At 70.4% G+C, this 26,407-nt stretch carries 26 protein-coding genes; 8 read left to right on the forward strand and 18 right to left on the reverse strand.

Annotated elements, in window-relative coordinates; all coding sequences use genetic code 11:
* Window positions 1–16 precede the first annotated feature (16 nt).
* The 5 genes from OP79_RS05525 to OP79_RS05545 all read right to left on the reverse strand — a co-directional run bounded on the left by OP79_RS05525 (window position 17) and on the right by OP79_RS05545 (window position 5,374).
* Window positions 17–700 carry a response regulator gene (locus tag OP79_RS05525; RefSeq protein WP_033318830.1) on the reverse strand — a complete coding sequence of 228 codons (684 nt, stop codon included), beginning with the start codon at window positions 698–700 and terminating at the stop codon, window positions 17–19.
* Window positions 697–3,246, reverse strand: a complete 2,550-nt coding sequence (locus OP79_RS05530) for a sensor histidine kinase (RefSeq protein ID WP_033318831.1) — start codon at window positions 3,244–3,246, stop codon at window positions 697–699. The genes OP79_RS05525 and OP79_RS05530 overlap by 4 nt, the downstream gene beginning before the upstream one ends.
* A 247-nt stretch (window positions 3,247–3,493) precedes the next feature.
* On the reverse strand, window positions 3,494–4,264 hold the full coding sequence (locus OP79_RS05535) for a DUF3710 domain-containing protein (protein ID WP_033318832.1): 771 nt from the start codon (window positions 4,262–4,264) through the stop codon (window positions 3,494–3,496).
* A gap of 1 nt (window position 4,265) precedes the next feature.
* A complete protein-coding gene (gene dut, locus OP79_RS05540; protein WP_033318833.1) occupies window positions 4,266–4,760 on the reverse strand; it encodes a dUTP diphosphatase in 495 nt (164 codons plus the stop codon).
* A 29-nt stretch (window positions 4,761–4,789) separates the two neighbouring features.
* The gene (locus OP79_RS05545) at window positions 4,790–5,374 is read right to left on the reverse strand and encodes a PaaI family thioesterase (protein WP_033318834.1); all 585 of its coding nucleotides are present in this window, start codon (window positions 5,372–5,374) and stop codon (window positions 4,790–4,792) included.
* Window positions 5,375–5,432: 58 nt separating this feature from the next.
* Between OP79_RS05545 and OP79_RS05550 the strand changes: the two genes are divergently transcribed.
* Window positions 5,433–5,891 carry a DUF3093 domain-containing protein gene (locus OP79_RS05550; RefSeq protein ID WP_033318835.1) on the forward strand — a complete coding sequence of 153 codons (459 nt, stop codon included), beginning with the start codon at window positions 5,433–5,435 and terminating at the stop codon, window positions 5,889–5,891.
* A gap of 54 nt (window positions 5,892–5,945) precedes the next feature.
* Here OP79_RS05550 and OP79_RS05555 read toward each other — a convergent pair whose 3' ends face one another.
* The 4 genes from OP79_RS05555 to OP79_RS05570 all read right to left on the reverse strand — a co-directional run bounded on the left by OP79_RS05555 (window position 5,946) and on the right by OP79_RS05570 (window position 9,448).
* Window positions 5,946–6,842 carry a hypothetical protein gene (locus tag OP79_RS05555; protein ID WP_033318836.1) on the reverse strand — a complete coding sequence of 299 codons (897 nt, stop codon included), beginning with the start codon at window positions 6,840–6,842 and terminating at the stop codon, window positions 5,946–5,948.
* A gap of 13 nt (window positions 6,843–6,855) precedes the next feature.
* Window positions 6,856–7,152, reverse strand: a complete 297-nt coding sequence (locus OP79_RS05560; protein WP_005481602.1) for a DUF4193 domain-containing protein — start codon at window positions 7,150–7,152, stop codon at window positions 6,856–6,858.
* A 391-nt stretch (window positions 7,153–7,543) separates the two neighbouring features.
* Window positions 7,544–8,788, reverse strand: coding sequence for a sensor histidine kinase (locus tag OP79_RS05565; RefSeq protein ID WP_106972302.1), 1,245 nt, complete (start codon window positions 8,786–8,788; stop codon window positions 7,544–7,546).
* A gap of 6 nt (window positions 8,789–8,794) precedes the next feature.
* A complete protein-coding gene (locus OP79_RS05570; RefSeq protein WP_010983842.1) occupies window positions 8,795–9,448 on the reverse strand; it encodes a response regulator transcription factor in 654 nt (217 codons plus the stop codon).
* Window positions 9,449–9,851: 403 nt separating this feature from the next.
* On the opposite strand from OP79_RS05570, the gene OP79_RS55910 reads away from it, so the two are divergent.
* The gene (locus OP79_RS55910; RefSeq protein WP_169786180.1) at window positions 9,852–10,022 is read left to right on the forward strand and encodes a hypothetical protein; all 171 of its coding nucleotides are present in this window, start codon (window positions 9,852–9,854) and stop codon (window positions 10,020–10,022) included.
* 236 nt (window positions 10,023–10,258) lie between these two features.
* Here OP79_RS55910 and OP79_RS05575 read toward each other — a convergent pair whose 3' ends face one another.
* On the reverse strand, window positions 10,259–11,071 hold the full coding sequence (locus OP79_RS05575) for an inositol monophosphatase family protein (protein ID WP_033318950.1): 813 nt from the start codon (window positions 11,069–11,071) through the stop codon (window positions 10,259–10,261).
* An 8-nt stretch (window positions 11,072–11,079) separates the two neighbouring features.
* Window positions 11,080–12,207 (reverse strand): ferrochelatase, encoded by a 1,128-nt coding sequence (locus OP79_RS05580; RefSeq protein ID WP_033318838.1) that lies wholly within the window; start codon window positions 12,205–12,207, stop codon window positions 11,080–11,082.
* 137 nt (window positions 12,208–12,344) lie between these two features.
* Here OP79_RS05580 and OP79_RS05585 point away from each other — a divergent pair, with 137 nt between their 5' ends.
* From OP79_RS05585 to sepH, 3 genes are all read left to right on the forward strand, one after another.
* Window positions 12,345–13,583 carry an MFS transporter gene (locus OP79_RS05585; RefSeq protein WP_033318839.1) on the forward strand — a complete coding sequence of 413 codons (1,239 nt, stop codon included), beginning with the start codon at window positions 12,345–12,347 and terminating at the stop codon, window positions 13,581–13,583.
* On the forward strand, window positions 13,543–14,862 hold the full coding sequence (locus tag OP79_RS05590) for a D-arabinono-1,4-lactone oxidase (protein ID WP_033318840.1): 1,320 nt from the start codon (window positions 13,543–13,545) through the stop codon (window positions 14,860–14,862). Before OP79_RS05585 ends, OP79_RS05590 begins: the two co-directional genes overlap by 41 nt.
* A 483-nt stretch (window positions 14,863–15,345) precedes the next feature.
* Window positions 15,346–16,410: a septation protein SepH gene (gene sepH / locus OP79_RS05595; protein ID WP_033318841.1), complete on the forward strand. Its 1,065-nt coding sequence runs from the start codon at window positions 15,346–15,348 to the stop codon at window positions 16,408–16,410.
* An 88-nt stretch (window positions 16,411–16,498) separates the two neighbouring features.
* Here sepH and OP79_RS05600 read toward each other — a convergent pair whose 3' ends face one another.
* The gene (locus tag OP79_RS05600) at window positions 16,499–17,326 is read right to left on the reverse strand and encodes a sulfurtransferase (protein ID WP_033318842.1); all 828 of its coding nucleotides are present in this window, start codon (window positions 17,324–17,326) and stop codon (window positions 16,499–16,501) included.
* A 315-nt stretch (window positions 17,327–17,641) separates the two neighbouring features.
* Between OP79_RS05600 and OP79_RS05605 the strand changes: the two genes are divergently transcribed.
* Window positions 17,642–18,436: a VOC family protein gene (locus tag OP79_RS05605; protein ID WP_033318843.1), complete on the forward strand. Its 795-nt coding sequence runs from the start codon at window positions 17,642–17,644 to the stop codon at window positions 18,434–18,436.
* A 69-nt stretch (window positions 18,437–18,505) separates the two neighbouring features.
* Here the strand turns inward: OP79_RS05605 and OP79_RS05610 are convergent, their stop codons facing one another.
* Both OP79_RS05610 and OP79_RS05615 read right to left on the reverse strand, forming a co-directional pair.
* Window positions 18,506–19,165 (reverse strand): NAD(P)H-binding protein, encoded by a 660-nt coding sequence (locus tag OP79_RS05610; RefSeq protein WP_033318844.1) that lies wholly within the window; start codon window positions 19,163–19,165, stop codon window positions 18,506–18,508.
* A 52-nt stretch (window positions 19,166–19,217) separates the two neighbouring features.
* On the reverse strand, window positions 19,218–19,649 hold the full coding sequence (locus tag OP79_RS05615; RefSeq protein WP_033318845.1) for a VOC family protein: 432 nt from the start codon (window positions 19,647–19,649) through the stop codon (window positions 19,218–19,220).
* Between the two features lie 122 nt (window positions 19,650–19,771).
* On the opposite strand from OP79_RS05615, the gene OP79_RS05620 reads away from it, so the two are divergent.
* The gene (locus OP79_RS05620) at window positions 19,772–20,440 is read left to right on the forward strand and encodes a GntR family transcriptional regulator (protein WP_033318846.1); all 669 of its coding nucleotides are present in this window, start codon (window positions 19,772–19,774) and stop codon (window positions 20,438–20,440) included.
* 161 nt (window positions 20,441–20,601) lie between these two features.
* Here OP79_RS05620 and OP79_RS05625 read toward each other — a convergent pair whose 3' ends face one another.
* From OP79_RS05625 to OP79_RS05640, 4 genes are all read right to left on the reverse strand, one after another.
* Window positions 20,602–21,252, reverse strand: coding sequence for a thymidine kinase (locus OP79_RS05625; RefSeq protein ID WP_033318847.1), 651 nt, complete (start codon window positions 21,250–21,252; stop codon window positions 20,602–20,604).
* A gap of 71 nt (window positions 21,253–21,323) precedes the next feature.
* On the reverse strand, window positions 21,324–22,517 hold the full coding sequence (locus OP79_RS05630) for an alkaline phosphatase family protein (RefSeq protein ID WP_033318848.1): 1,194 nt from the start codon (window positions 22,515–22,517) through the stop codon (window positions 21,324–21,326).
* Window positions 22,517–23,113 carry a DUF5998 family protein gene (locus tag OP79_RS05635; protein WP_033318849.1) on the reverse strand — a complete coding sequence of 199 codons (597 nt, stop codon included), beginning with the start codon at window positions 23,111–23,113 and terminating at the stop codon, window positions 22,517–22,519. The genes OP79_RS05630 and OP79_RS05635 overlap by 1 nt, the downstream gene beginning before the upstream one ends.
* Window positions 23,114–23,145: 32 nt before the next feature.
* Window positions 23,146–25,950, reverse strand: a complete 2,805-nt coding sequence (locus tag OP79_RS05640) for a bifunctional acetate--CoA ligase family protein/GNAT family N-acetyltransferase (RefSeq protein ID WP_033318850.1) — start codon at window positions 25,948–25,950, stop codon at window positions 23,146–23,148.
* 171 nt (window positions 25,951–26,121) lie between these two features.
* Here OP79_RS05640 and OP79_RS05645 point away from each other — a divergent pair, with 171 nt between their 5' ends.
* Window positions 26,122–26,403: an HPr family phosphocarrier protein gene (locus tag OP79_RS05645; RefSeq protein WP_033318851.1), complete on the forward strand. Its 282-nt coding sequence runs from the start codon at window positions 26,122–26,124 to the stop codon at window positions 26,401–26,403.
* The last annotated feature ends 4 nt before the right edge of the window (window positions 26,404–26,407 follow it).

Below are 26,407 nucleotides of genomic sequence, written 5' to 3' on the forward strand. Positions count from 1 at the left end.
CCGGCCGACACTCGGCTCACCTCTCGAACCGGTAGCCCATCCCCGGCTCCGTGATGAAGTGCCGCGGATGCGAAGGATCCCCCTCCAGTTTGCGCCGCAGCTGGGCCATGTAGACGCGCAGGTAGTTGGTCTCGGTGCCGTACGAGGGTCCCCAGACCTCCTGGAGCAGCTGCTTCTGGCTGACCAGGCGGCCTGTGTTGCGCACCAGCACCTCCAGGAGGTGCCACTCGGTGGGGGTCAGGCGTATGTCGCGCCCTGCCCGGTTGACCTTCTTGGCGGACAGGTCGACGGTGAAGTCCTCGGTCTCCACGATCACTTCGTCCTCGCCGCCCCCGTTGGGCTCCGCGCGGCGGACGGCGGCCCGCAGCCGGGCGAGCAGCTCGTCCATGCCGAAGGGCTTGGTGACGTAGTCGTCGGCGCCCGCGTCCAGGGCCTCGACCTTCTCGTCCGAGGAGTGCCGGGCGGACAGCACCAGGATCGGTACGCGGGTCCAGCCACGCAGTCCCTTGATCACCTCGACGCCGTCCATGTCGGGCAGGCCCAGGTCGAGCACGATCACGTCGGGGTGGCGGGCGGCCGCGAGCTGGAGCGCCGTGGCGCCGTCGGCAGCCGCGTCGACCTCGTACTTGCGTGCCTTGAGGTTGATCACGAGGGCTCGGGTGATCTGCGGCTCGTCGTCGACCACGAGGACGCGGGTCATGAAGCCTGCCTTTCCGGTTGTACGAGTTCTGCGAGTCGTCCGGCACGGGACGGGCCTGCCTGGACGGTGAGCACCATGGTGAGTCCGCCACCGGGAGTGTCCTCGGCGTCGAGGGTGCCGCCCATGGCCTCGGCGAAGCCGCGGGCGACCGCGAGCCCGAGGCCCACACCGGTGCCACGCGGGGCGTCCCCGTAGCGCTGGAAGGGCGCGAAGATACGGTCCTTGGCCTCGTCCGGGACGCCGGGCCCGCGGTCCACCACCCGCACCTCGACCCGGTCGCCGAGCGTGCTGGCGGCCACCAGCACCCGCTCCCCGTCGGGGCTGTACTTCACCGCGTTCTCGACGATGTTGGCGACCGAGCGCTCCAGCAGCCCCGGGTCGACGGCGACCATGGGCAGGGTCTCGGGGATGTCGAGGTCCACGCTGTCCTCGGGGACGCCGCCCAGCGCCATCGGGACCACCTCGTCCAGGTCGATCTCGCGGATCAGCGGGGTGACGGTGCCGGTCTGCAGCCGGGACATGTCCAGGAGATTGCCCACCAGGTGGTCGAGGCGGTCGGCGCCCGCCTCGATCCCCTCCAGGAGCTCGGCCTCGTCCTCCTGAGACCAGGCCACGTCGTCGGACCGCAGGGACGACACGGCGGCCTTGATCGCGGCCAGCGGGGTGCGCAGATCATGGCTCACGGCGGCCAGCAGCGCCGTACGGATGCTGTTGCCCTCGGCGAGGGTGCGGGCCTGCTCGGCCTCCTGCTGAAGGCGCTGGCGGTCCAGTACGACGACGGACTGGGCGGCGAAGGCGGCCAGTACCCGGCGGTCCTCCGCGGGCAGCACCCGGCCGGACAGCGCCAGCGCCATGTGGTCGCCGACCGGCATGTCCACGTCCGCGTCCTCCGGGAGGGCCGGCGGATCCGGGCCCACGCTGGCCGCGCAGGTCCACGGATCGACGTCGCTCGTACGCTCCAGCAGGGCGACCGACTCCATGCCGAAGGTCTCGCGGACCCGCTCCAGAAGGGCGTCCACACTGGTCTCGCCGCGCAGCACGCTGCCCGCCAGGAAGGAGAGGATCTCCGACTCGGCGCGCAGCCTGGCCGCCTGATGCGTACGCCGGGCCGCCAGGTCCACCACCGAAGCCACCGACACGGCCACGCCCACGAAGATCACCAGGGCGACGATGTTCTTGGGATCGGCGATCGTGAGCCGGTGCAGGGGCTGGGTGAAGAAGTAGTTCAGCAGCAGGGAGCCGAACGCCGCCGAGGCGAGGGCCGGGAGGAGTCCGCCGAGCAGTGCCGCCGCCACGGTCAGCGTCAGGAACAGCAGCATGTCGTTGGCGAGGCCGAGGTCCGCGTCGATGTGCGTCAGCAGCAGGGCCAGCAGCACAGGGCCCGCCACGCCCGTCAGCCAGCCCCAGATGATCCGGGACCGCCCGAGCCGCGCACCCCGGGCGACCGGAAGGCCGCGCCCCTTGCCGACCTCGTCGTGCGTGATGAGGTGGACGTCCAGGTCGGGCCCGGATTCCCGGGCCACCGTGGCGCCGACGCCGGGCCCGAAGACGTACTGCCATCCCTTGCGACGGGAGACGCCCAGCACGATCTGGGAAGCGTTGACCCCGCGCGCGAACTCCAGCAGCGCCGAGGGGATGTCGTCCCCGATGACGTGGTGGAAGGTGCCGCCGAGATCCTCGACGAGGGTGCGCTGGACGGCCAGTTCCTTGGGCGAGGCGGACGTCAGTCCGTCGCTGCGGGCGATGTAGACGGCGAGCACCTCGCCGCCCGCGCCCTTCTCGGCGAGCCGGGCGGCCCGGCGGATCAGCGTCCGCCCCTCCGGACCGCCGGTCAGCCCGACCACGATGCGTTCGCGGGCCTGCCAGGTGGAGCGGATGCCGTGCTCGCCCCGGTACTGCTGGAGGTACTCGTCGACGCGGTCGGCCACCCAGAGCAGGGCCAGCTCGCGCAACGCCGTGAGGTTGCCGGGGCGGAAGTAGTTGGAGAGGGCCGCGTCGACCTTGTCCGGCTTGTAGATGTTGCCGTGCGCCATCCGCCGCCGCAACGCCTGGGGCGACATGTCGACCAGCTCTATCTGGTCGGCCCGGCGCACCACCTCGTCGGGGACGGTCTCCTTCTGCCGTACGCCCGTTATCGACTCGACGACGTCACCGAGCGACTCCAGATGCTGGATGTTGACCGTCGAGACCACGTCGATACCGGCCGCGAGCAGCTCCTCGACGTCCTGCCACCGCTTGCCGTTGCGTGAGCCGGGTACGTTCGTGTGGGCCAGCTCGTCGACAAGGGCCACCCGGGGCCTGCGGGCCAGCACCGCGTCCACGTCCATCTCGGTGAACACTCCGCCGCGGTATGCCAGTTCAGTGCGCGGGATCTCCTCCAGGCCGTGCAGCATCACCTCGGTCCGCGGCCGGGCGTGATGCTCCACGAAGGCCACCACACAGTCCGTGCCCCGCTCGACGCGACGATGCGCCTCGGACAGCATCGCGTACGTCTTGCCGACGCCCGGCGCCGCGCCGAGATAGATCCGAAGCCTGCCGCGTCCCATGGTCCCATTGTCTTCCTGTAACAGCCGCACACGCTGCGTCGACCTTACGGCCAATCACCACTGCCCAGGGCGCTGAAGGCGGGCCCGGAGAGGTCTTTGACGCAACCCTGATGCGCGCTCGCGCGGATGGGCCCGGCAACGGTGCGGCCCGGCTCGCACGCCGGCCGCACCGACGGCCCGGAGGCCGCATACGACGACGGGCCGCACCCGGCGAAGGTGCGGCCCATGGTCGTGAATCGGTGTGTGCCTACCGGACCTCGGTGATCTCCGGCCCGCGCTGCAACTGCCCCATGCCTCCGGAGAAGCGGGAACCCTCCTGCTCCTCCTGCTGGACACCCTCGGCGACCATCTGCGCGTCGTCCGGCAGCTTCAGCACGATCGGGTCGCGCGGGGCCATCGGGCCCTCACCACGGACGACGACCGTGTCCCGGAAGATCTGCTCGAGCAGCCCGGCGGCCTGCGGCTGCACCGCGCCCTGCCCGGAGATCACGCCTCGCAGGAACCAGCGGGGACCGTCCACGCCGATGAACCGTACGACCTGGAAACCGCCGGTCCCGTCCGGCAGCTGCACCGGTACCTGGGCGCGCAGCTCCCAGCCCAGCGGGCCCTCGACCTCGTCGATGACACCGCCCTGCTGGGTGATGCCGGTGGCGATCTCCTCGCGCACCTCGCCCCAGATGCCCTCGCGCTTGGGGGCGGCGAAGGCCTGCAGCTGTACGGCGCTGTCCTTCAGCACCACGGTCGCCGCGACGATGGCGTCGCCCGCGACCTCCACGCGCAGTTCCATGCCGTCGACCCCGGGCACGAAGAGGCCGCCCAGATCGACCCGGCCCTCGGCCGGATCGCGGACCTCCGAACTGTCCCAGGGACCGTCGGGGCGCGGCTTGGGCTCGAGCCGTACGCGCTCCTGCTCTGCGTCGTCCGTCTCAGTGTCGACTTCCTCAACCACGCCGTCGACCTGCTCGGCCTCGCTCGCCGCGTCCTCGGCGGCACTGCCCTTCTTGCGACGTCCGAACACGTCACTGTCCTTCCCGGTCGGATACGACCGAAGCGTATCGATTCCCACCCGTTGTGCCGTCCACCGCGGCATGGCCGCCGGTGGACCCGAAGCCCCCTGCGGCCCGTGTCGAGTCGGGAAGCTCCGCAACCTCCTGGAAGCGCACCTTCTCGACCTGCTGGACGACCAGTTGGGCAATCCGGTCGAAGCGCTCGAACCGCACGGACTCGCGCGGGTCGAGATTCACCACGATCACCTTGATCTCCCCACGGTACCCGGCATCCACCGTCCCCGGGGCATTCACGAGGGCTACACCGCAGCGGGCGGCGAGCCCGGAACGCGGGTGCACGAAGGCCGCGTACCCCTCGGGCAGGGCGATGGACACCCCGGTCGGGAGAACGGCCCGTTCGCCGGGCGCGAGCTCATGGCTTTCGGTCGTCCGCAGATCCGCGCCGGCGTCGCCGGGATGCGCGTATTCCGGCAGCGGTACGTCCGGATCGACGCGCCTGATCAGCACATCAACGGGGCTCAGGGGCACAGCTCGGGTCACGGGTTCACCTCGAAGGCGCGGGCTCGCCGGACCTGGTCCGGATCGTTCATGGCCGCCTGGATCTCCTCCTGGCGGCCGTTGTCGACGAAGTGGTCGACCTTCACCTCGATGAACAGGGCGTCCGCGCGGACCGCGACCGGACCGTCGGGGCCGCCTATCCGACCGGTGGCCGTGGAGTAGATCTTCCGTCCGGCCACCGCAGTGACCTCGGCCTCCAGATGCAGCACCGTGTCCACGGGGACGGGCCGTACGAAGTCGGTCTCCAGGCGGCCGGTCACCGCGATCGTCCGCAGCAACCAGTTCAGCGAGCCGAGCGTCTCGTCGAGCGCGCTCGCGAGGACACCACCGTGGGCGAGGCCGGGCGCACCCTGGTGGGCGGTCTTGACGGTGAACTCGGCGGTGATCCTGACGCCTTCGCCCGCCCGGGCCGCGAGGTGCAGCCCGTGCTCCTGTCCGCCGCCACAGCCGAAGCACTGCTCGTAGTGCGCGCCGAGCAGTTCGCCGGGGGCGGGGGCGTCCGGGTGCCGCACCGGTGCCACGGCGTCGGCCGGGGGTCGCAGGGTCGAAGATGTACCACTCACAGGCGCAGACCTTACCTCCGCGTCAGCGGCCCGTAGGCACCGTGGCAGGCTTGGCTTCATGCAGCTCTCCGCCTCGCCCTACGAAGAACGTCTGACCGCGCCCCGCACCTGGTGGCTCGTCTGCTTTTTGGTCGGCGTCTCGATGGCGCTGATCCTGCTGCCGTTCGGCGTGCTGCCCCTGCTGGGCGGCCTGGCCGGCGGCACGGCGGTCGCGGCGGTGGTGACGAGTTCGTACGGCTCGGTCCGGATCCGTGTGGTGGGCGGCTCCCTGATCGCGGGCGACGCGAAGATCCCGGTGTCGGCCCTGGGCGAGGCCCATGTGCTCGACGCCGAGGAGGCGCGCGCCTGGCGCTCGGTCAAGGCGAACCCGCGCGCCTTCATGCTGCTGCGCGCCTATATCCCCACAGCCCTGCGGGTGGAGGTCACGGACCCCTCGGACCCGACGCCGTATCTGTACCTGTCGACGCGGGAGCCGGAGCGACTGGCGGCGGCACTGGACGCGGCGCGGGCGGCGTAGGTCCCTCGTCGAACTGCTTGCGGGGATCGGCTTCCGGCGGGCTGCCGTGCGGGCTCAGTACCCCAGCTCCTTGGGAGTGTTTCCCATGTCCAAGGGGTCGGCGGGCTTCTCCAGGGGCGGCAGCGCGGGCAGGGCGTCCCAGGGGACCTGCGTCTTGCGGAGGTCCGTTCGGACGCGGTCCGCGAGTCTTCTGGTCTCGCGGCGGTTCATCACCGCCCCGACGGCGGCGCCCACCAGGAACGGCGTCAGGGTCGGCATGTTCCTGATCATCCGCTTCATGATCCGCTGGCGCAGTTCGCGCCTCATCCGGCCCCCGAGGGCCGCGTTCAGCGTCGACGGCTTGGTCACGTCGATGCCTCGCTCCTCGGACCACGAGTTCAGATACGTGGTCGTGCGCTGTGTGAGATTGCCCGGCGGCCGCTGACCGTAGACCTCGTACAGCTCGGCGATCAGCTTCAGCTCGATGGTGGCAACGCCGGTGATCTCGGCGGCCAGCTCCGTGGGCATCGCCGGTGGCACGGGCATCATCGCGGCGGCGCCGACTCCCGCACCCACGGTCGCCGTCGCATTACACGCGCCCGCGACCAGCTTGTCCGCGAGCTGCTCGGGACCGAGGCCGGGGAACTGCCTCTGGAGCGTGGCGAGGTCCCGTACGGGGATCCGCGGGGCGTTCTCGATGATCCGGTCCGTGAGGTACGCCAAGCCCGCCCTGGCCCGGCCACTGCCCCAGCGAACGCTTTCTCTCACCCCATGTCCGACGGCGACCACCCGCCGCTTGGCGACAGGCGCCTTCTTGTCCGCCACCTCGAGGGCACCGGAGGCGCCTGTCACGTCCGCTGCTTCGAGCGAGGCCTCGCGGCCCCGCTCGTCGTCACGTACGCCGTCCGCAGACGGTCCGGCCGCTCCCTGGTCATGGGAACGGCGCTTCCAGGGCGGGGTCGAGCCATTCACGGCCGACCCTGCCTCAGTCGCAGTCGCGGCAGATCGGCTGGCCGTTCTTCTCGCGGGCCAACTGGCTGCGGTGGTGGACCAGGAAGCAGCTCATGCAGGTGAACTCGTCCTGCTGCTTCGGCAGGACCCGGACGGCCAGCTCTTCGTTCGAGAGGTCCGCACCGGGCAGTTCCAGGCCTTCCGCGGCCTCGAACTCGTCCACGTCTACGGCCGACGTCGACTTGTCGTTCCGGCGAGCCTTCAGTTCTTCAAGGCTGTCCGAGTCGACGTCGTCGTCGGTCTTGCGTGGGGTGTCGTAATCCGTTGCCATGTCGCTCTCCCCCTCTGGGTGTCTGTGGTGTCTCAGCGCACGTAACGCGTGAGAGGCCGGACTTGTGCCCGACCTGAGGCGGAGATTTTGCCTCACATCAAGGTCTGTTACTCAATCGACACCCAACCGAACTCAGCAGTAGTGATCGGCTTGGATGGCGAACGGGACCGTACACGGTCCCAACGCCGCACTTCAAAGGCGTCCCACCTGTACTTCCCGTGAATGAGACCATCGAAAACCCGGACTTTCCCGGCTTTCCGCCAGTCCCCTTGATCACGGAGAGTAGATGGCCAGAAATTCGTCTATGTGATCGATGACACATGAATCTCCTGGGCTGTTGCCCCGAAAATTCCGCGCAAAGCGAACATCGCCCTGTGTCGGCGACATGTTCTCAGATGGGCAGGGTTACTCGCATCACCAGCCCACCCCCTTCCCGCGGCTCGGCGGTGATGTGACCGCCGTGCGCACGGGCCACGGACCTGGCGATCGACAGGCCGAGACCCACACCCTTGTCACTGCCCGTCCGCTCGGTCCGCAGCCGCCGGAACGGCTCGAAGAGGTTGTCGATCTCGTACGCCGGCACCACGGGCCCCGTGTTGGACACCACGAAGATCGCCTGGCCGTGCTGGGCCTGTGTCGTCACCTCGACCCAGCCATCCTTCGGCACGTTGTACCGGACGGCGTTCTGGACGAGGTTCAGCGCGATCCGCTCCAGGAGTACGCCATTGCCCTGGACGACCACGGGAGCCCGCTCCCCGCGGATCTCCACGCCGTTCGTATCCGCCTCGGCGCGCACCTGGTCGACGGCCTGGGAGGCGACCTCGGCGAGATCGACCGCCTTGCGCTCGACGATCTGGTTGTCGCTGCGGGCGAGCAGCAAGAGGCCTTCGACGAGCTGCTCGCTGCGCTCATTGGTGGCGAGCAGGGTCTTGCCGAGCTGTTGCAGTTCCACGGGTGCCCCCGGATCGGAAAGGTGCACCTCCAGGAGCGTGCGGTTGATCGCCAGGGGCGTACGCAGCTCGTGCGAGGCGTTCCCGACGAAGCGCTGCTGGGCGGTGAACGCCCGCTGCAATCGCTCCAGCATGTCGTCGAAGGTGTCCGCCAGCTCCTTCAGCTCGTCGTCCGGACCGTCCAGCTCGATACGGCGCGAGAGGTCCGAGCCGGCCACCGCGCGCGCCGTGCGGGTGATCCGGCCGAGCGGCGCCAGGACCCGGCCCGCCATCGCGTAGCCGAAGGCGAAGGCGATCACGGCGAGGCCGAGGAGGGCCAGGAGCGAGCGGCTGAGGAGGTTGTCCAGGGCGACCCGGCGCTGGTGGTCGATGCAGGTGCTGATCGCCGCGTTGAACTCGTCGAGCGTCTGGTTGGCGTTGACCGCGGGACAGTTCTCGCTGGTGACCTTTATGTTGGTGCCGCCCGTGATCTTGAAGAGCGGATCACTGCCCGTGTTCAGCGCCTGCGCCGCCAGCAGATAGATGATCGACAGCAGCATGATGCCGGCGATCAGGAACATCCCGCCGTACAGCAGCGTGAGCCTTATCCGGATGGTCGGGCGCAGCCAAGGGAACGGGGGTTCCGGTCTCCGCGGGTCCCAGGAGGGCTTCGGAGGCGCTGTCGGAAGCGCGGGTTTCGTCACCACCATGGATCAGATCCGGTAACCCGAGCCCGGCACGGTCACGATGACCGGCGGCTCGCCGAGCTTGCGGCGCAAGGTCATCACCGTGACGCGCACAACATTCGTGAACGGGTCGGTGTTCTCGTCCCAGGCCTTCTCCAGGAGCTGCTCGGCGGAGACGACGGCGCCCTCGCTGCGCAGCAGCACCTCCAGGACGGCGAACTCCTTGGGGGCGAGCTGGACCTCCTTGCCGTCGCGGAAGACCTCGCGACGGTTGGGGTCCAGCTTTATCCCGGCACGCTCCAGGACGGGCGGCAGCGGCACGCTCGTACGCCGGCCGAGGGCACGCACGCGTGCCGTCAGTTCGCTGAACGCGAAGGGCTTGGGGAGATAGTCGTCGGCGCCGATCTCCAGGCCCTCGACACGGTCGCTGACGTCACCGGAGGCCGTGAGCATCAGCACGCGTGTGGGCATGCCGAGCTCGACGATCTTGCGGCAGACGTCGTCGCCGTGCACCAGTGGGAGGTCACGGTCGAGGACGACCACGTCGTAGTCGTTGACGCCGATGCGTTCCAGGGCGGCCGCACCGTCGTACACGACGTCGACGGCCATGGCCTCCCGGCGCAGTCCGGTGGCCACCGCATCGGCGAGCAGTTGCTCGTCCTCGACGACGAGTACGCGCACGTCGCTTGTCCTTCCTCTGTCCACCCGCGTAGCGCGCTTTCGGCGCACACGGGCAGGGTCTGTCGTGGGTGAGACCTCCATCCTGCCCTTTTCGGCCATAAGTCGGCTGTAAGACGGGTGAGAGGGGGGTGAGAGGCCCGGGAATGCGAGATTTTCTCTTCCGGTTGAGGTTTCCGCGGAAGGGAGTGCGGGGAGGACGGCTTTACACCCCGCGATCACGCTCTGCATGTGGCACACCACCATGTGGTACGCCACCGGCCGCTTCCGCAGAGCGGACGTGGGTGTCCGGCACCGTCGCCGCCCAGCACGGGCAGCGCTGGGCATCCACAGGAGACGTGATCGCCCCTTCCGAACGGCACACCCCCGTGCCACCGACCCACGACCCAGGACGAGGGGGCGCAGCATGGACGCATTCACCGCAGGACTTCTGCAGCGCATAAAGGCGACCGAGTCCGACCTGACGCGGGCTCGCGAGACCGGCGACGACTTCCTCGCGGAGGTCGAGGAGGCCGAGCTCGACGACCTCCGCCGCCTCGCCGCCGAGCACGGTGTGGAGGTCGGCTCACGCGTCTGATCAGCTCGTACGAGAGCGGGGCCCGGCAGATCCAGACCGGGCCCCACCTCTTTTTTTGGGCTCGGTTCGCCTCCGGGGCGCTACAGCCGGTGTCGAGAGTGCGACCGTGCTCGCCCCTCCTTCGTCGGGCACTCCGCGCGCTCACACTCTCGACACCGTCGCGCCCCTTCGGCTCACTCGCTGCCGCTGTTGTACGCGGTGTCAGTCGGCGGGAGCGGCGGCGGTGGTCCGTACCGTCAGTCGTGCCAGGCGCCCAGTTCCTCCAGGCGCCTCTGGAGCGGCTCGAAGAGGCCGGGCGGGGCCGCGACGGTCAGGTCGGGTGAGAGGGGCTCTCCGGGGCGGCCACCGGTGAGGGCGCCCGCTTCCCGGGCTATCAGGTCACCGGCCGCGTAGTCCCAGGGGTTCAGCCCGCGCTCGTAGTACGCGTCCAGGCGGCCCGTCGCCACATCGCACAGGTCGATCGCGGCCGAGCCGCCGCGGCGGATGTCCCGCACCTGTGGGATGAGCCGGCGGACCACCTCGGCCTGCCGGGACCGGCGCTCGGCGAGGTAGCCGAAGCCGGTGCCGACGAGGGCAAGGCCGAAGGCGGGGGCGGGCCGCACGCGCGCGGGGCGGTCGTTCACAAACGCGCCCTCGCCCAGGGCGGCCCGGTAGGTCTCGCCGCGCATCGGGGCGTGCACCACGCCGACGACCGTCTCGCCGTCCTTGCGGGCCGCGATCGAGACGGCCCAACTGGGCAGTCCGTACAGGTAGTTGACCGTTCCGTCGATGGGGTCGATGACCCACTGGATCCCGCTGCTGCCCTCGACGCTGGCGCCCTCCTCGCCGAGCACGCCGTCGTCCGGCCTGAGGTCGGCGAGCAGGCCGGTGATCAGCTTCTCGGAGGCGATGTCCATCTCGGTGACGACATCGGCGGCGCTGGACTTGGTCGCGGCCACGCCGAGATCGTCGGGGCGGCCGTCGCGCAGGAAGGCGCCCGCGTGGTGCGCCGCATCCAGCGCGATCTGCAGGAGTTCGGCCTTCAGGCGGTCGCTCGTTGTCGCGGTCACGGTGCTCCTCAGGCGTACGGGCTGTCGGCGCCCGCGGCGGCGGGCTTCGGGGCGCGGGCGGGGCAGCAGCCCACGGGGCACACGTCGTGGCTCGGCCCCAGGTCACCGAGGGCGCAGAGCTTCACGTCGCGGCCGCTCTCGGTGGCGGCCCGCTCCACGACGAGCTCGCGTATCGCGGCGGCGAACCGCGGGTCGGCGCCCACGGTGGCCGAGCGGCGCACCGGCAGCCCCAGCTCCTCGGCCTTGGCCTTCGCTTCCGTGTCGAGGTCGTACATGACCTCCATGTGGTCCGAGACGAACCCGATGGGCGCCATGACGACGGCCGGCACCCCGGCGCCGTGCAGCTCCTCCAGGTGATCGCAGATGTCCGGCTCCAGCCAGGGGATGTGCGGGGCACCGGAGCGGGACTGGTAGACGAGCTGCCAGGGGTGCTCGGTCCCGGTCTCCTCGCGCACCGCGTCGGCGATCAGCCGCGCGGCGTCCAGATGCTGCTTCACGTACGCACCCCCGTCGCCGTGGTCCTCGACGGGTCCGGAGGTGTCCGCGGAAGCGTTCGGGATCGAGTGGGTCGTGAAGGCCAGGTGCGCGCCCGCGCGGACGTCCTCGGGAAGGTCGGCGAGGGACTTCAGGACGCCGTCGATCATGGGCTGGATGAAGCCCGGGTGGTTGAAGTAGTGCCGCAGCTTGTCGACCCTCGGCAGCTCCAGCCCCTCGGCCTCAAGAGTGGCGAGCGATTCGGCGAGGTTCTCGCGGTACTGGCGGCAGCCCGAGTACGAGGCGTACGCGCTGGTGGCGAGGACCAGGATGCGTCGGCGGCCGTCGGCGACCATCTCGCGCAGGGTGTCCGTCAGATACGGCGCCCAGTTGCGGTTGCCCCAGTAGACCGGCAGGTCCAGGCCGTGTTCGGCGAAGTCCTTGCGGAGGGCGTCCAGCAGGGCGCGGTTCTGGTCGTTGATGGGGCTGACCCCGCCGAACAGGAAGTAGTGCTGCCCCACTTCCTTGAGGCGTTCCTTGGGGATGCCGCGTCCCCGCGTCACGTTCTCCAGGAACGGGACCACGTCGTCGGGGCCTTCGGGACCGCCGAACGAGAGCAGGAGCAGGGCGTCGTACGGATGGGCATCGAGCGCGTCGGGCATGTCTTTGATCCTGCCACTCGTCACTGACAGCCGGGAAACGGCGGTATGACGGGAGGGCGCCCGGCACACGCGGGGTTACCTGACCCGTAAGCTGTATCGGCTACATTCGCGCCTTACGGATCCTCACCGGAGACCCCGTGCCCAGCCCCTACCGCGCCCTGTTCGCCGCCCCAGGCTCCACAGGCTTCTCCGTCGCGGGTTTCCTCGGCCGGATGCCGCTGTCCATGATGGGCATCGGCGTGGTCACGATGATCTCCCAGCTCACCGGGCGGTACGGCCTCGCGGGCGCCCTCGCGGCGACCATCGCGCTGTCCGCGGCGGTGATCGGTCCGCAGATCTCGCGGCTTGTGGACCGGCACGGGCAGCGCCGGGTGCTGCGGCCCGCGACGCTGTTCGCCCTCGCCGCGGCGGCCGGGCTGCTGCTGGCCGCGCACTTCGACTGGCCGGACTGGATGCTGTTCCTGTGCTCGGCCGGCATCGGCTGCGTACCGAGCATCGGCGCGATGACCAGGGCACGCTGGGCCTACTTCTACCGGGACAAGCCCGAGTTGCACACCGCGTACGCCTTCGAGTCCGTCGTCGACGAGATCTGCTTCATCTTCGGCCCGATCATCTCCATCGGCCTGTCCACGGTGTGGTTCCCGGAGGCCGGGCCGCTCCTGGCGGGCTGTTTCCTGGCGACCGGTGTCTTCTGGCTGACGGCCCAGCGCGCCACCGAACCCCCGCCGCATCCCCGCGAGCACCACACCGGCGGCTCGGCCCTGCGCTCACCCGGGCTGCAGGTCCTGGTGGCCACCTTCGTGGCGACGGGAGCGATCTTCGGCGCGGTCGACGTGGTCACGGTCGCCTTCGCCGAGGAGCAGGGCCACAAGGCCGCCGCGAGCATCGTACTGGCCGTGTACGCGGCGGGCTCCTGCGCGGCCGGAGCCGTCTTCGGGCTGCTGCGCTTCGCGGGGGCGCCCGCCCGCAGGTGGGTGCTGGGCATCTGCACGATGGCCGTGAGTATGATCCCCCTCCTACTGGTCGGAAACTTGCCGTTCCTGGCCGTGGCGCTGTTTGTCGCGGGCCTGTCCATCGCGCCGACGATGATCACGACGATGGCCCTCGTCGAACGGCACGTACCTCGCGCGAAACTGACCGAGGGCATGACCTGGGTCAGCACCGGTCTTGCGGTCGGGGTCGCGCTCGGCTCCTCCGTCTCCGGCTGGGTGATCGACGCCGCCGGGGCGCGGGCCGGATACGGGGTTCCGGCGGTCGCCGGGGCCGTCGCGGTCGCGGTCGGTTTCCTGGGGTATCGCCGGCTCGGCAGGCCGGTTCCGCAGCGGGGAGGGACCCATGAGCAGCACAGCGAGCGGGAAGAGCGGCACGTGGCGTAACTGGGCGGGCAATGTCTCCGCCCGTCCCGTACGGGACGTCACGCCGGCTTCTGTCGAGGAGCTTTCCGCCGCCGTGCGCCAGGCCGCCGAGGACGGACTGAGGGTCAAGGCGGTCGGCGCCGGGCACTCCTTCACGGCCGTCGCCGCGACCGACGGTCTGCTGATACGGCCCGATCTGCTCACCGGCATCCGCAAGATCGACCGCGCGGCGGGCACCGTCACCGTGGAGGCGGGCACCACCTTGAAGCGGCTGAACGTGGCCCTGGCCCGCGAGGGCCTGTCGCTCACGAACATGGGCGACATCATGGAGCAGACGGTTTCCGGCGCGACCAGCACCGGCACTCACGGCACCGGCCGTGACTCGGCGTCGATCGCCGCCCAGATCACGGCACTTGAACTGGTCACCGCCGACGGCTCGGTTCTGGCCTGCTCCGAGAAGGAGAATCCGGATGTCTTCGCGGCCGCCCGCATCGGACTCGGCGCCCTGGGTGTCGTCACCGCGATCACCTTCTCCGTAGAGCCCCTTTTTCTGCTCACGGCACGCGAAGAGCCGATGACCTTCGACCAGGTCACCGCCACCTTCGACGAACTCCACGCGGAGAACGAACACTTCGAGTTCTACTGGTTCCCGCACACCGGCAACTGCAACACCAAGCGCAACAACCGCAGCGCGGGCCCGGAGAAGCCGGTCGGCAGGATCAGTGGCCTCTTCGAGGACGAGTTCCTCTCCAACGGCCTCTTCCAGGTGGCCAATTCGCTGGGTCGTGCCGTGCCCGCGACCATCCCGGCGATCGCGAAGATCTCCAGCCGGGCCCTTTCGGCCCGCACGTACACGGACATTCCCTACAAGGTCTTCACGTCCCCGCGCCGGGTGCGCTTCACAGAGATGGAGTACGCCGTCCCGCGCGCGGCCCTCGTCGAGACGCTGCGCGAACTGAAGGCCATGATCGACCGCTCTCCGCTGCGGATCAGCTTCCCCGTAGAGGTGCGCACCGCACCCGCGGACGACATCACGCTCTCCACGGCATCCGACCGGGACAGCGCGTACATCGCGGTCCACATGTACAAGGGCACCCCCCATCGGGCGTACTTCACGGCCGCCGAGCGGATCTTCCTCGCGCACGAAGGGCGCCCGCACTGGGGCAAGTTGCACACGCGCGAGGCGGAGTACTTCGCCGGGATCTATCCGCGCTTCGGCGAGTTCACCGCCCTCAGGGACCGGCTCGACCCGGACCGGCGCTTCGGAAACGACTACTTGCGGCGGGTGTTGGGGACGTAATCGCGACACATAGTCACGCCATCGCCAACTCCGCGAGAGCGAGAGGGCCTTGGAGGGGGCTCAAGAACTCAAAGCCGGAACGATCAACTTCAGTCGTGACGATCGCGTGAAGATCGCCACTCACCGTGGTCACCGGAACGACGTCCCCGGTGGCCAACTCCCGACCCCCGCGAGAAGTTGGGCGGCGTGCCGATCCACGCAGGTGGCCCGAATGGAGTACTGTTGCGAGCCCTGGGTCCGGACACCCGCCAGGGCGTCCGGGGCCTTCCAGGACCGCCGTGAGGGGGCTCGTTGCACAGGGTGACGGATTTTGTCACTTAGCGTTGCGAATAGGTAACCGTGCCATAACGGCGATCCAGGGCCAGCGCCCGACACGCCGGGCAAACAGGCAAGGTTGTGGCAGGCTGCACCCGGGCAGGCCACACTCGACTAGCGGAAGCAGCGACGCACGTGACGTCGGCAGGCACCACCCGGGAGGTCCCCATGCCCGAACTGCGTGTCGTGGCCGTCTCTAACGACGGCACACGGCTGGTGCTGAAGGCTGCGGACAGCACGGAGTACACGCTTCCGATTGACGAGCGTCTGCGCGCCGCCGTTCGCGGCGATCGTCCCCGCCTCGGCCAGATCGAGATCGAGGTGGAGAGCCATCTCCGCCCCCGAGACATCCAGGCGCGTATACGCGCAGGCGCCTCCGCCGAAGAGGTCGCCCAACTCGCAGGCATCCCCGTCGATCGCGTACGCCGCTTCGAGGGCCCCGTGCTCGCGGAGCGCGCCTTCATGGCGGAGCGGGCCCGCAAGACCCCGGTCCGTCGGCCCGGCGAGACCGCCGGACCCCAGCTCGGCGAGGCGGTGCAGGAGCGGCTGCTGCTGCGCGGCGCCGACAAGGAGACCGTGCAGTGGGACTCGTGGCGCCGTGACGACGGCACCTGGGAGGTCCTGCTCGTCTACCGGGTCGCGGGTGAGCCTCATTCGGCGAGTTGGACATACGACCCGCCGCGGCGGCTCGTACAGGCTGTGGACGAGGAGGCGCGCTCGCTGATCGGCGAGTCCGACGACGACCTCGCCTCGCCCGAGCCCAGCTTCCCGTTCGTGCCGCGTATCGCCCGGCTGCCGCGCGACCGCGAGCGCCCGATGGACCGCGCCCTGGAGCGCCAGACGGAACGTCCCGTCCTGCCGGCCCAGCCGCCGGAGCCCGAGGAGGAGAGCATCAACGGTGAGCGGGACTCGCTCACCAGCCTCCTGGAGGCGGTGCCCAGCTTCCGTGGCGACCTGGTGGTGCCCGAGCGCCCCGCCCCGACCACGGATATGCCGGCGGAGGAGGAGCCTGCTCCGGAGCCCGAGGAGGAGGAGCCCCCGGCTCCCGCGGCCTCGGCCGGTTCGGCGTACGCCGATGTCCTCATGCCGCGCTCGGTGGCCAGCCACCGCGAACGGCTCGTCGGCTCCACCGACCGGCAGGCCGAGGCGGACGGCGTCCGCCCGGGGCGAAGAGCTGCGGTGCCGAGCTGGGACGAGATCGTCTTCGGGACTCGTCGCAAGAAGCAGGAATAGGAAGCGGAAGATGTACGCGGCTGGGGCTCGCACCACTTCGGGGCGAGCCCTTTTCGCTGCCGTGCGACGACTGCGGGCCGGGGCCGGTCTACTGCGGGTCGGGCCCCGTCGCGACCGGGCGGCTCCCGTCCGCCGACCACTGCGACCACGAGCCCGCGTACAGCGCCGCCGGAATGCCCGCGACCTGAAGCGCGAGAATCTCATGAGCGGCGGAGACGCCCGAGCCGCAGTAGACGCCGACTTCACACGTGCCGGTCGCGCCCAGGGACTTGAAGCGCTCGGCGAGTTCGGCGGCGGGGCGGAAGTGGCCGGATTCCGTCACGTTCTCCGTCGTCGGTGCCGAGACCGCGCCGGGGATATGGCCGGCGATCCGGTCGATCGGCTCGACCTCGCCCCGGTAGCGCTCGGCGGCTCGTGCATCGAGGAGCAGGCCGGTGCGGGCCAGAGCGGCGGCTGCATCCGCGTCGAGCAACGGCAGCGCGCCGGGCGACGGCAGGAACGTACCGGCGACCGGAGACGGGACACCGGCCTCGACGGGGCCGTCCCAGGCCGCGAGTCCGCCGTCAAGGACACGCACCGAGGGGTGACCCGTCCAGCGCAGCAGCCACCAGGCGCGCGCGGCGGCCCAGCCGAGCCCGCCGTCGTACGTGACGACGTCCCGGTCCGCACTGACCCCGGCCGCCCGCATCGCCGCCCCGAAGACCTCCATGTCCGGCAGCGGATGCCGGCCGCCCTCCCCGGCCGGAGCTGCGAGTTCCGAGTCCAGGTCCACATAGACGGCACCCGGAATGTGCCCCTCCTCGTATGCGGAACGCAGGTTCGGGCCGCCCAGTTGATAGCGGATGTCGAGCACCACCGGAGGCTTCGGTCCGGCCAGGGCGCTCGCGAGTTCGGCTGCGGAGATGATGGCGTTCATGGCCACCATCCTTGCGCACGGGGTGGCCGCATCGTCCAGGTCCGGTTACTCTGCCCGCCGGACCGGCCCGAGCACACGGCGTACGGACCTGGACACAGGCTGTACAGCCGATGGACACCACCAGGCAACCGTGGGGATACGGATGGGATACAGCAAATCGGGCATCCTCCAGCCATGCGCCGCCGGCCCGGGGCACGCGGCATCCCTGGTGGTGCGAGCGTCGGCACCGGGCGGGGAATCGCGCGGGGGCAGTACGCGCTGTCGGAAGCGGAAGTGAAGCGGCAGGCGCCCCGGGGCGCCGAGGAAAGAGTGACGATGACCGAGTCACGGGGGTCGACCGGCCTGAACGGCACCGCGCACGCGCCCGGCACGCCCTGCTGGGTGAGTCTGATGGTGCACGGGATGGCCGCGACCCAGGAGTTCTACGGAGCACTGTTCGGCTGGAAGTTCCAGCCCGGCCCCCAGCAGCTCGGCCCGTACGTACGTGCCGTGCTCGACGGCCATGAGGTGGCCGGGATCGGGCAGCTGCCGCCCGACCGTCATCTGCCCATCGCCTGGACTCCCTATCTCGCCTCGGACGACGTGGATCTGACGGCGGAGACGGTACGGGCCTGCGGCGGCACGGTCGGCGTGGGCCCTCTGGACGCCGGGGACGCGGGCCGGATGGCCATCGCCTCCGATCCCTCGGGCGCCGTGTTCGGCATCTGGCAGACCGCGGCCCACCTCGGCACGGGCATCACCGAGGTGCCCGGCACGCCCGCCTGGAACGAGCTCGTCACACGCGACTCCGCCAGCGTCGCCAAGTTCTACCAGATGCTCTTCGGCTACGAGGAAGAGCCGCTCGTCTCCACGGACTTCGACTACATCACCCTGCACATCGAGGGCCGCCCGGTGGGCGGCATCCGCGGCGTGGGCCACGCCCTCCCCCGCGACCGGGGCCCGCACTGGATGACGTACTTCGAAGTCGCCGACGTGGACGCCTCCTTGACCGATGTCATCGACCTGGGCGGCCACGTCCTGAAAACGCCCCGCGACACCCCGCACGGCCGCATCGCCACGGTCACGGACCCCGAGGGGGCGGCGTTCTCCCTCGTACGCACGAGCCACTGAGCACCAGCCACTGCCCACGAGCCACGATGAACTGGTTCTCCGATGTGGTTTCGGCAGGGGAAGCCGGGTTCAGTGGGTCGTTGTCGCGAGGGCGGCGACGGCGTCGGCGGCGGGGGTGTCGCCGGAGGTGAGCTCGACGATCACGCGGCTCAGGCGCGGCTCGTGGAGGGCGGCGTCGATGAAGGCGGCGACGTCGTCGCGGTGCACATCGCCGTACTCGACCGCGGCACCGGCCGTCACGCGGCCGGTGCCGGGGGCGTCGAGGAGCGTGCCCGGGCGGACGATCAGCCAGTCCAGAGCGGTACGGGTCAGGTACACGTCGGCGGTCTTCTTGACCTTGATGTAGTGCTCGAAGCCCTCGTGGCGCTCGCCGTCGCGCAGTGCGTCGGGGAACACCGAGACGAGGACGAACCGCGGTACCCCGGCGTGTGCGGCCGCGTCGGCGGCCTTCTCCAGGCCCTTGCCGTCGATGAGTGTCGTCTTGTCCATGCCGGTGCCGTGGGCTCCGGCGGAGAACACGACCGCGTCGTGCCCGGCGAACTTCGCCGCGAGTTCCTCGGCGGAGTCGTTGATCAGGTCACCGGTGACCGGGGTGGCGCCCGATGCGCGGACAGTGTCGGCCTGCGCGGGGTTGCGGTGCATGCCGGTCACCTGGTCGCCGCGGGCGGTGAGCAGCTCGGCGAGCCGGCGCCCGACGCCTCCGGCGGCGCCGATCTGGAACACCTTCATGGTCTTCTCGTCTCTCTTCGAACGCGGAGGTGAGGGTGGCGGAGTGCCGGGGTCAGGCGGCGAAGACCTGGGAGTCGTCGGCGAACGCCTTGAACTCCAGTGCGTTGCCGGCCGGGTCGAGGAGGAACATCGTCCACTGCTCGCCCTTCTGTCCCTCGAAGCGGACGTAGGGCTCGATGACGAACTCCGTGCCCGCCGCACGCAGCCGCTCGGCGAGCTCCTGGAAGGCGGGGATCGTGAGGATCAGGCCGAAGTGCGGTACGGGGACGTCGTGGCCGTCGACGGGGTTGTGTATGCGCTGGGCACGCTCCGGTGCGAGGTGGGTGACCACCTGGTGGCCGTGCAGGTTCCAGTCCACCCAGGTGTCCGCGCTGCGGCCCTGCTCGAGGCCCAGTGTGTCGCCGTAGAAGCGGCGCGCGGCCGCGAGGTCGTCGACCGGCATGGCCAGATGGAACCGCGGGATCGGGGAGTCGAGAACGGTCAAGGCACTGCCTTTCTGAGGACGTGGGCCCGGATGGACCATCAACCAGTTGTCCTAATGTTGACATTGCGCCAATGTCTTAATGTTAACATTAGGACGTTGATTGAGAAGGTGCAGGTCAGATCATGAGTGATCAGGGCAAGGTCTCCCCGGCTCGCCGTCGCGGCCTGGCGGACGAGGTCGCGGACCGGATCCGGGAGGCCATCTTCAGCGGGGCTTACTCCCCCGGCGCCCAGCTGCGCGAGGTGGAGCTGTCGAGCGTGATGGACGTCAGCCGCGGCCCGGTGCGCGAAGCGCTGCGTGTGCTGGAGCGCGAGGGCCTGGTCCACTGCGCCTGGCACCGCGGGACGACGGTGACGACACTGTCCGCCGAGGACGTCGCGGAGCTCGACAGCCTGCGCGGCGCCCTGGAAGACCTTGCTGTCCAGCAGGTGATCGCTCGCGCCTCGGACGAGGATCTCGCGTCCATCGCGAAGGCGGCCGAGGTGATGGAGCGCGTTGCGGACACGCACGAGATGGTCCGCCTGGACATCGCCTTCCACGACACCGTCTTCGCCGCAGCCGGCCACCAGCGACTGGCCGATGCGTGGGAGGGCATACGGTGCCAGGTCCACCTGTTCCTGCTGACCCGGATCAACCTCAGCACCGAGGGGTACCTCGGCTGCATCCCGCATGAGCACCGCGAGCTCGTCACCGCGCTGCGCTCCCGCGACACCGACACCGCCCTCCAGCTCTTCGCCGCGCACCGCCGCCATGCCGTCGACGTGGTGACCGGGACCATCGGCCCGAACTGAGTGTCGCGCCGCCGCCCTCATACCTGGGCGACGGTCTGCTCCATCGCGCGGCCAGGTGGGCGCGGCTTCCTCCGTTCCGATGTTCTGGGTCCTCCGCCCAGGACTCGAATGCGAGGGGCACAATCAGCGAGAACGTCCGCCACCTCCCCTCCGACCGGAAGTCACGCGGAGGAGACCGGCAGCACGTCCGGCGACAGCGTCCCCGCCCTCGACGCGGAACTCGTCATCCGTCGCCGGTGATGGCGCCGACACAGCACCTCGTACCCCACCTCGGCCGCCGGCCGGTCCACATCCCCCACCACGACCTGCTCGCCCTCGACGACCATCTCCCCGCCCACGGTGCGGGCGTTGTGTGTCGCCCGTGCACCACACCAGCACATCGCCTCGACCTGCAGGGTCTCGACACGGTCGGCGAGCTCGACCAGCCGCTGGGAGCCGGGAAAGAGCCTGGTGCGAAAGTCAGTGGTGATACCGAAGGCGAAGACATCCAGGTTCAGCTCGTCCACGATCCGGGCCAGCTGGTCGATCTGCTCCGCCAGCAGGAACTGGGCCTCGTCGACGATCACGTAGTCGACCCTGCCGCCCCGCGACAACTGCTCCACCACGTACCCGTACAACTCCAGCCCCGGCCCCGCCTCCACCGCGTCGGTCACCAGCCCCAGACGCGACGAGAGCTTGCCCTCACCGGCACGGTCGTCACGCGTGAAGATCAACCCCTGCAGCCCACGCGCCGAACGGTTGTGCTCGATCTGGAGAGCCAGCGTCGACTTCCCGCAGTCCATGGTTCCGGAGAAGAACACCAGCTCGGGCATGGCGAGTTGAGCACCTTTCGGCGGAGGGGATTCGCGGAAGGGATTCCCGGGGCGATTCGGGCGGCCGACGATCAGGAGCGTACTTCGAGCAGCGGGACCAGCTGCTCCGCGGGGGTCATCGAGCCGTGGTTGCCGAGCATCGACGACTCCTTCGGCTCCCGCTGCGAGGCGATGAGCAGGACATCGTCGCGGGCCGCCGCGACCACGTCGCCGATACGGGCGTACACCCGCTCCTCGATCCCGTCGGGCGGCCCGAACCAGCCCGCCGCGATCGCCTCGTCCCGGGACGCCACCCAGAACTGCTCACCGAGCACCTCGCGCCAGCAGGTCAGGACGTCCGACGCGGCGCCCGGGACGGCGTACACATGCCGGGCGCGGCCCTCGCCGCCGAGCAGGGCGACCCCGGCGCGCAGCTCCCAGTCCTCGTCGAAGTCGATGCGGTGCGGCTCGCCGAAGGGGATGTCGATCATGCCGTGGTCGGCGGTGACGTACAAGGCCGTGCGGGACGGCAGTTGCTCGGCCAGGCGCTGGACCAGGCGGTCCACGTACATGAGTTGTCCGCGCCAGGGATCCGAATCGACGCCGAAGCGGTGGCCCTTGCCGTCCACCTCGGAGTAATACGTGTAGACCAAGGAGCGGTCCCCGGCGGCCAGTTGCTCGGCCGCGAGGTCCATGCGGTCCTCACCGGAGAGGCGCCCGTGGAACGTTCCGCCGCTCAGCGCGACCTTCGTCAGGGGCGTGTTCTGAAAGGTCGGCGAGGAGACCTGTGCGGTGTGCACGCCCGCCGCGTCGGCCAGCTGGAAGACCGTGGGGTACGGCTGCCAGACGTTCGGCGGTGTCCAGGGGTTCCAGCGGAGCTGGTTCATCAGCTCACCGGTCGCCGGATTGCGCACGGTGTAGCCGGGCAGGCCGTGGACGCCCGGCGGCAGCCCCGTACCGACCGTGGCGAGCGAGGTGGCGGTGGTCGCGGGGTAGGCGGCGGTGATCGGGCGGCCGGTGCCGCCGCGGGAGCTGCCCAGGAGGGAGCTCATGAAAGGGGCCTCTTCGGGGTGCGCCTTCAGCTGCTCCCAGCCGAGGCCATCGATCAGGAAGACGCAGTTCCGGTCGGCCGGGGTCAGGTCCGTGAGCGTGGCGTTCTGATGCGGTACGCCCATGCCCGCGGCGAGCGTGGGCAGCAGATCGGCGAGCGAACCGGAGCCGTACTCGGGCACGGGGGCGGATTCGACCGTGAGCGGTTCCGGATGGTCCCAGACAGGCTGCGCCATCAGCGGGTGACGTCCGCGGTCGCCTCGGAGAGCGACTGGGCGAAGGCAAGCGTCTGCCGCACGGCGTCCGGGCCGTCGCCGGCCTCGCTGACGCGCAGGCTCAGGTCGTCCGCCGTCGAGCTGCCCGTATAGCCGTGGTCCGCCTCGCAGTTGGGGTCGCCGCAGGCGGCCGGCTCCAGGTCGAGACGGGAGACCGCGCCCCAGCCGATGGTGAGGACGACCTCGCGGGGCAGTGTCCCGGGCACATACTTCTCCGGGTTGGCGACGACCCGGCTGAGGACGACCGACGAGATCCGGCCAAGCTTCACGGACTCGGTGGATGTCGTCGCGTACGGCGTCGGTGACGTACTGTCCGCGGCCTGCTCGTCGGTGTGGCTCACGATGAAGCGGTTGTCGGTGAGGACGAGCACCGTCACATGCCGACGCACCTCATTGGCGTCGAACGTCGTCTCCTGGTGGACCAGAAACGACCGGATGGCCTCGCCGCCGACAGCGGCCTCCACCGCCTCGGCCACGAGGGCCGGGTAGTAGCCGCTGCGCTCGATCGCCGATCGCAGCCCCTGGGTCGATGTACTGGTCTTGGCCATGCCGCCCATCCTACGGGGGCGCACTGACTGCGAGGCACCGCTCAGTACACAGGAAGCGTGCGCGGACCGAGGTCGTCTCGGGCGGGCGGGGGCGCGAGCCGCACGGAGGCGCCGAGCGCGGTCAGCCCGCGTGGGGCGACGACCACGGGCTCCAGGGTGACGGAGACGACCTCCGGGTGGTCGTCCACAAGGCGCGACAGGCGCAACAGCAGTTCCTCCAGCGCCGCCGTGTCCGCCGGTGCCGAGCCCCGCCAGCCGAAGAGGAGCGGTGCCGTCCGGATCGACCGGACCAGGGAGGCCGCATCCCGGTCGGTGACCGGAATCAGCCTGTGCGCGGTGTCTCCGAGCAGCTCCGAGGCGGCTCCTGCGAGCCCGAACGAGAGCACCGCTCCGGCTGCCGGGTCGATCACCGCGCGGACGACGGTGTCGACGCCGCGGGGCGCCATGCTCTGCACCACCGGGCGTAGCTCGGCGGGCTTCCCGAAGAGCTCGGTCAATTCGGCGTACGCCCGCCGCAGTTGCTCCTCGTCCGCCAGATCCAGTCGTACGCCGCCCAGGTCGGCGCGGTGCCGCAGGTGCGGGGCCGTGGCCTTCAGCGCCACAGGGTAGCCGGAGCGCTCCGCCGCCAGAGCGGCCTCGTCGGGCGTCGGCGCGGGCAGGGCACGGCGTACGTCGATGCCGTACCGGCCGAGCAGCGCGCAGGTGTCGCCGGGGCCGAGCGTGAGCCCGGCCGGGTCGCCCTTCGCCAGCAGAGCGTCGATCTGCTCGACGGCCCCCTTCTCGTCGATGTCCTCGAACTCGGGCACCCGACCGGGCTCGGCGGCGTCCCGGCGCCACTGCCCGTACCTGACGGCTTCGGCAAGGGCGCGGACGGCGCGTTCGGCCGCGGGGTAGGCGGGGATGAGACGGGATTCGTCCGCGGGGGCCTGCGCCGTAGGGCGTTCGGCGGGCGGGGGTACCTGGGGCTCGAAGGCGTGGGGCGCGGTGCTGGTGGCGGCGGAGAGGGCTTCGGCGAGCCCGCCGAGTTCCACGTGGACCACGAGGACCGGCTTGGCCGGGGACGCCGCCGCGGCCGAGCGAAGCGCCTCGGCGAGGGCGGCGTCGGCAGGCGATGTCTCACCGACCGCCGGTATGGCGGTGACCACGACGGCGTCACAGGCGTCATCGGCCAGTGCGTGCGAGAGGGCCGCATGGAAATCGTCCGCGGATGCCGCCGTGGTCAGATCCAGCGGCGGCAAGGGCCGAAGCCCTTCGGCGAGACAGGCGTCGTACGTGAGCAGCCCCAGCGACTCGGAGTTCCCGAGGATCGCCACACGGGGCCCGGCGGGGAGGGGCTGGCGTGCCAGCAGCAACCCGGCGTCGACGAGCTCGGTGATCGTGTCCACCCGGATGACCCCGGCCTGCCTCAGCAGCGCGGAGACGGTCGCGTGCGGCAGCCGCGTGGCCCGTACGGCATGTCCGGGAGGTGCGGCCCCGCCGTGCCGCGCGCCCTGCACGACGACGAGCGGCTTGGCCGCGGCGGTGCGCCGCGCGAGGCGCGTGAACTTCCGTGGGTTGCCGATGGATTCGAGGTACATCAGCGCGACATCGGTGTCGGGGTCGTCGTACCAGTACTGCAGTACGTCGTTGCCGGACACATCCGCGCGGTTGCCCGAGGAGATGAACGTCGACACCCCGGTCACGCCCGTGACGCCGCCGCCGCGCCGCTGCAGTCGGGACAGCAGCGCGATCCCGATGGCACCGGACTGCGCGAACAGACCGATGCGTCCGGCCCGTGGCATCTCGGGCGCGAGCGAGGCGTTGAGCCGTACATCCGGTGCGGTGTTGATGACCCCGAAGGCGTTGGGTCCGATGATGCGCATGCCGTACGCGCGCGCGTGGCGCACGAGTTCACGCTGACGCTCCCGCCCTTCGGAGCCGCTCTCGGCGTACCCCGCGGAGATCACGACGAGTCCTTGCACGCCGTGCTCACCGCAGTCGGCGACGGCCTGGGGGACGTGCTCGGTGGGAACGGCGACCACGGCGAGATCGACGGGGTCGGGGATGTCGCGGATCGAGCGGTACGCCGCGACTCCGCCGAGTTCCTTCTCCTGAAGGGCCTTGTTCACCGCGTACAGACGTCCACCGAACCCGGCGTCGCGGAGGTTGTCGAGGACGCTGCGTCCCACTCCCCCGGGCGCGCGGCCTGCTCCGATGACGGCGACCGAACCGGGCGCGAGGAGCCGCGCCACGGATCGACCCTCGGCCCGCTGCTCTCGGGCCCACTGCACCGCGCGTGAACGGTCGGTGGGCTCCAGGTCGAACTCCAGGCGTACGACGCCGTCTTCGAAGCTGCGCTTCTGCTGGTAGCCGGCGTCCGTGAACACCTTGATCATCTTGTTGTTGGCGGGCAGCACCTCGGCGGCGAACCGGCGGATGCCGCGCTCGCGGGCCACCGCGGCGATGTGCTCCAGCAGCGCGGAGGCCACACCGCGGCCCTGATGGGCGTCCTGCACGAGGAAGGCGACCTCGGCCTCGTCGGCGGGAGACGAGGCGGGCAGCCCCTCGGCGTCGATGCGGTCGTAGCGTACGGTGGCGATGAACTCGCCGCCGACCGTGGCCGCGAGTCCCACCCGGTCCACAAAGTCGTGGTGCGTGAAGCGGTGGACATCCTTGGCGGACAGGCGCGGGTACGGCGCGAAGAAGCGGTAGTACTTCGACTCGTCGGACACCTGCTCGTAGAAGCTGACCAGGCGGTCGGCGTCGTCGGCCGTGATCGGCCGGATGCGCGCGGTGCCGCCGTCGCGCAGCACGACGTCGGCCTCCCAGTGGGCGGGATACTCGTGCCGGTCCGACGAGGTCTGCATGGGCCCCAGAGTACGGCTCGTGTCCGACAATGGCGCGAGGCAGTCCGGGGACCCGACTCGGGCCCCCGCACGGGCTCCTGGCCTCCGACGGGCTCGACACCCGCTCGGGGGCGCTTCACGGTATGGAATAGTGGTCTAGACAACCCGAGAACACCTGAAGGGCAGCATCACATGGCTGAGCGCCGCGTCAACGTCGGCTGGGCCGAGGGCCTCCACGCCCGCCCCGCCTCCATCTTCGTCCGCGCGGCCACGGCCGCCGGCGTCCCCGTGACGATCGCCAAGGCGGACGGCAGCCCCGTCAACGCCGCGTCCATGCTCGCGGTGCTCGGCCTGGGCGCCAAGGGCGGCGAGGAGATCGTCCTGGCCTCCGACGCCGAGGGCGCGGACGCCGCGCTCGACCGCCTGGCCAAGCTGGTCGCGGAGGGCCTGGAGGAGCTGCCCGAGACTGTGTGATGCA

This window comes from Streptomyces yerevanensis (genome assembly GCF_000716805.1).
In the GTDB taxonomy this organism is placed as follows: Bacteria; Actinomycetota; Actinomycetes; order Streptomycetales; family Streptomycetaceae; genus Streptomyces; species Streptomyces flaveus.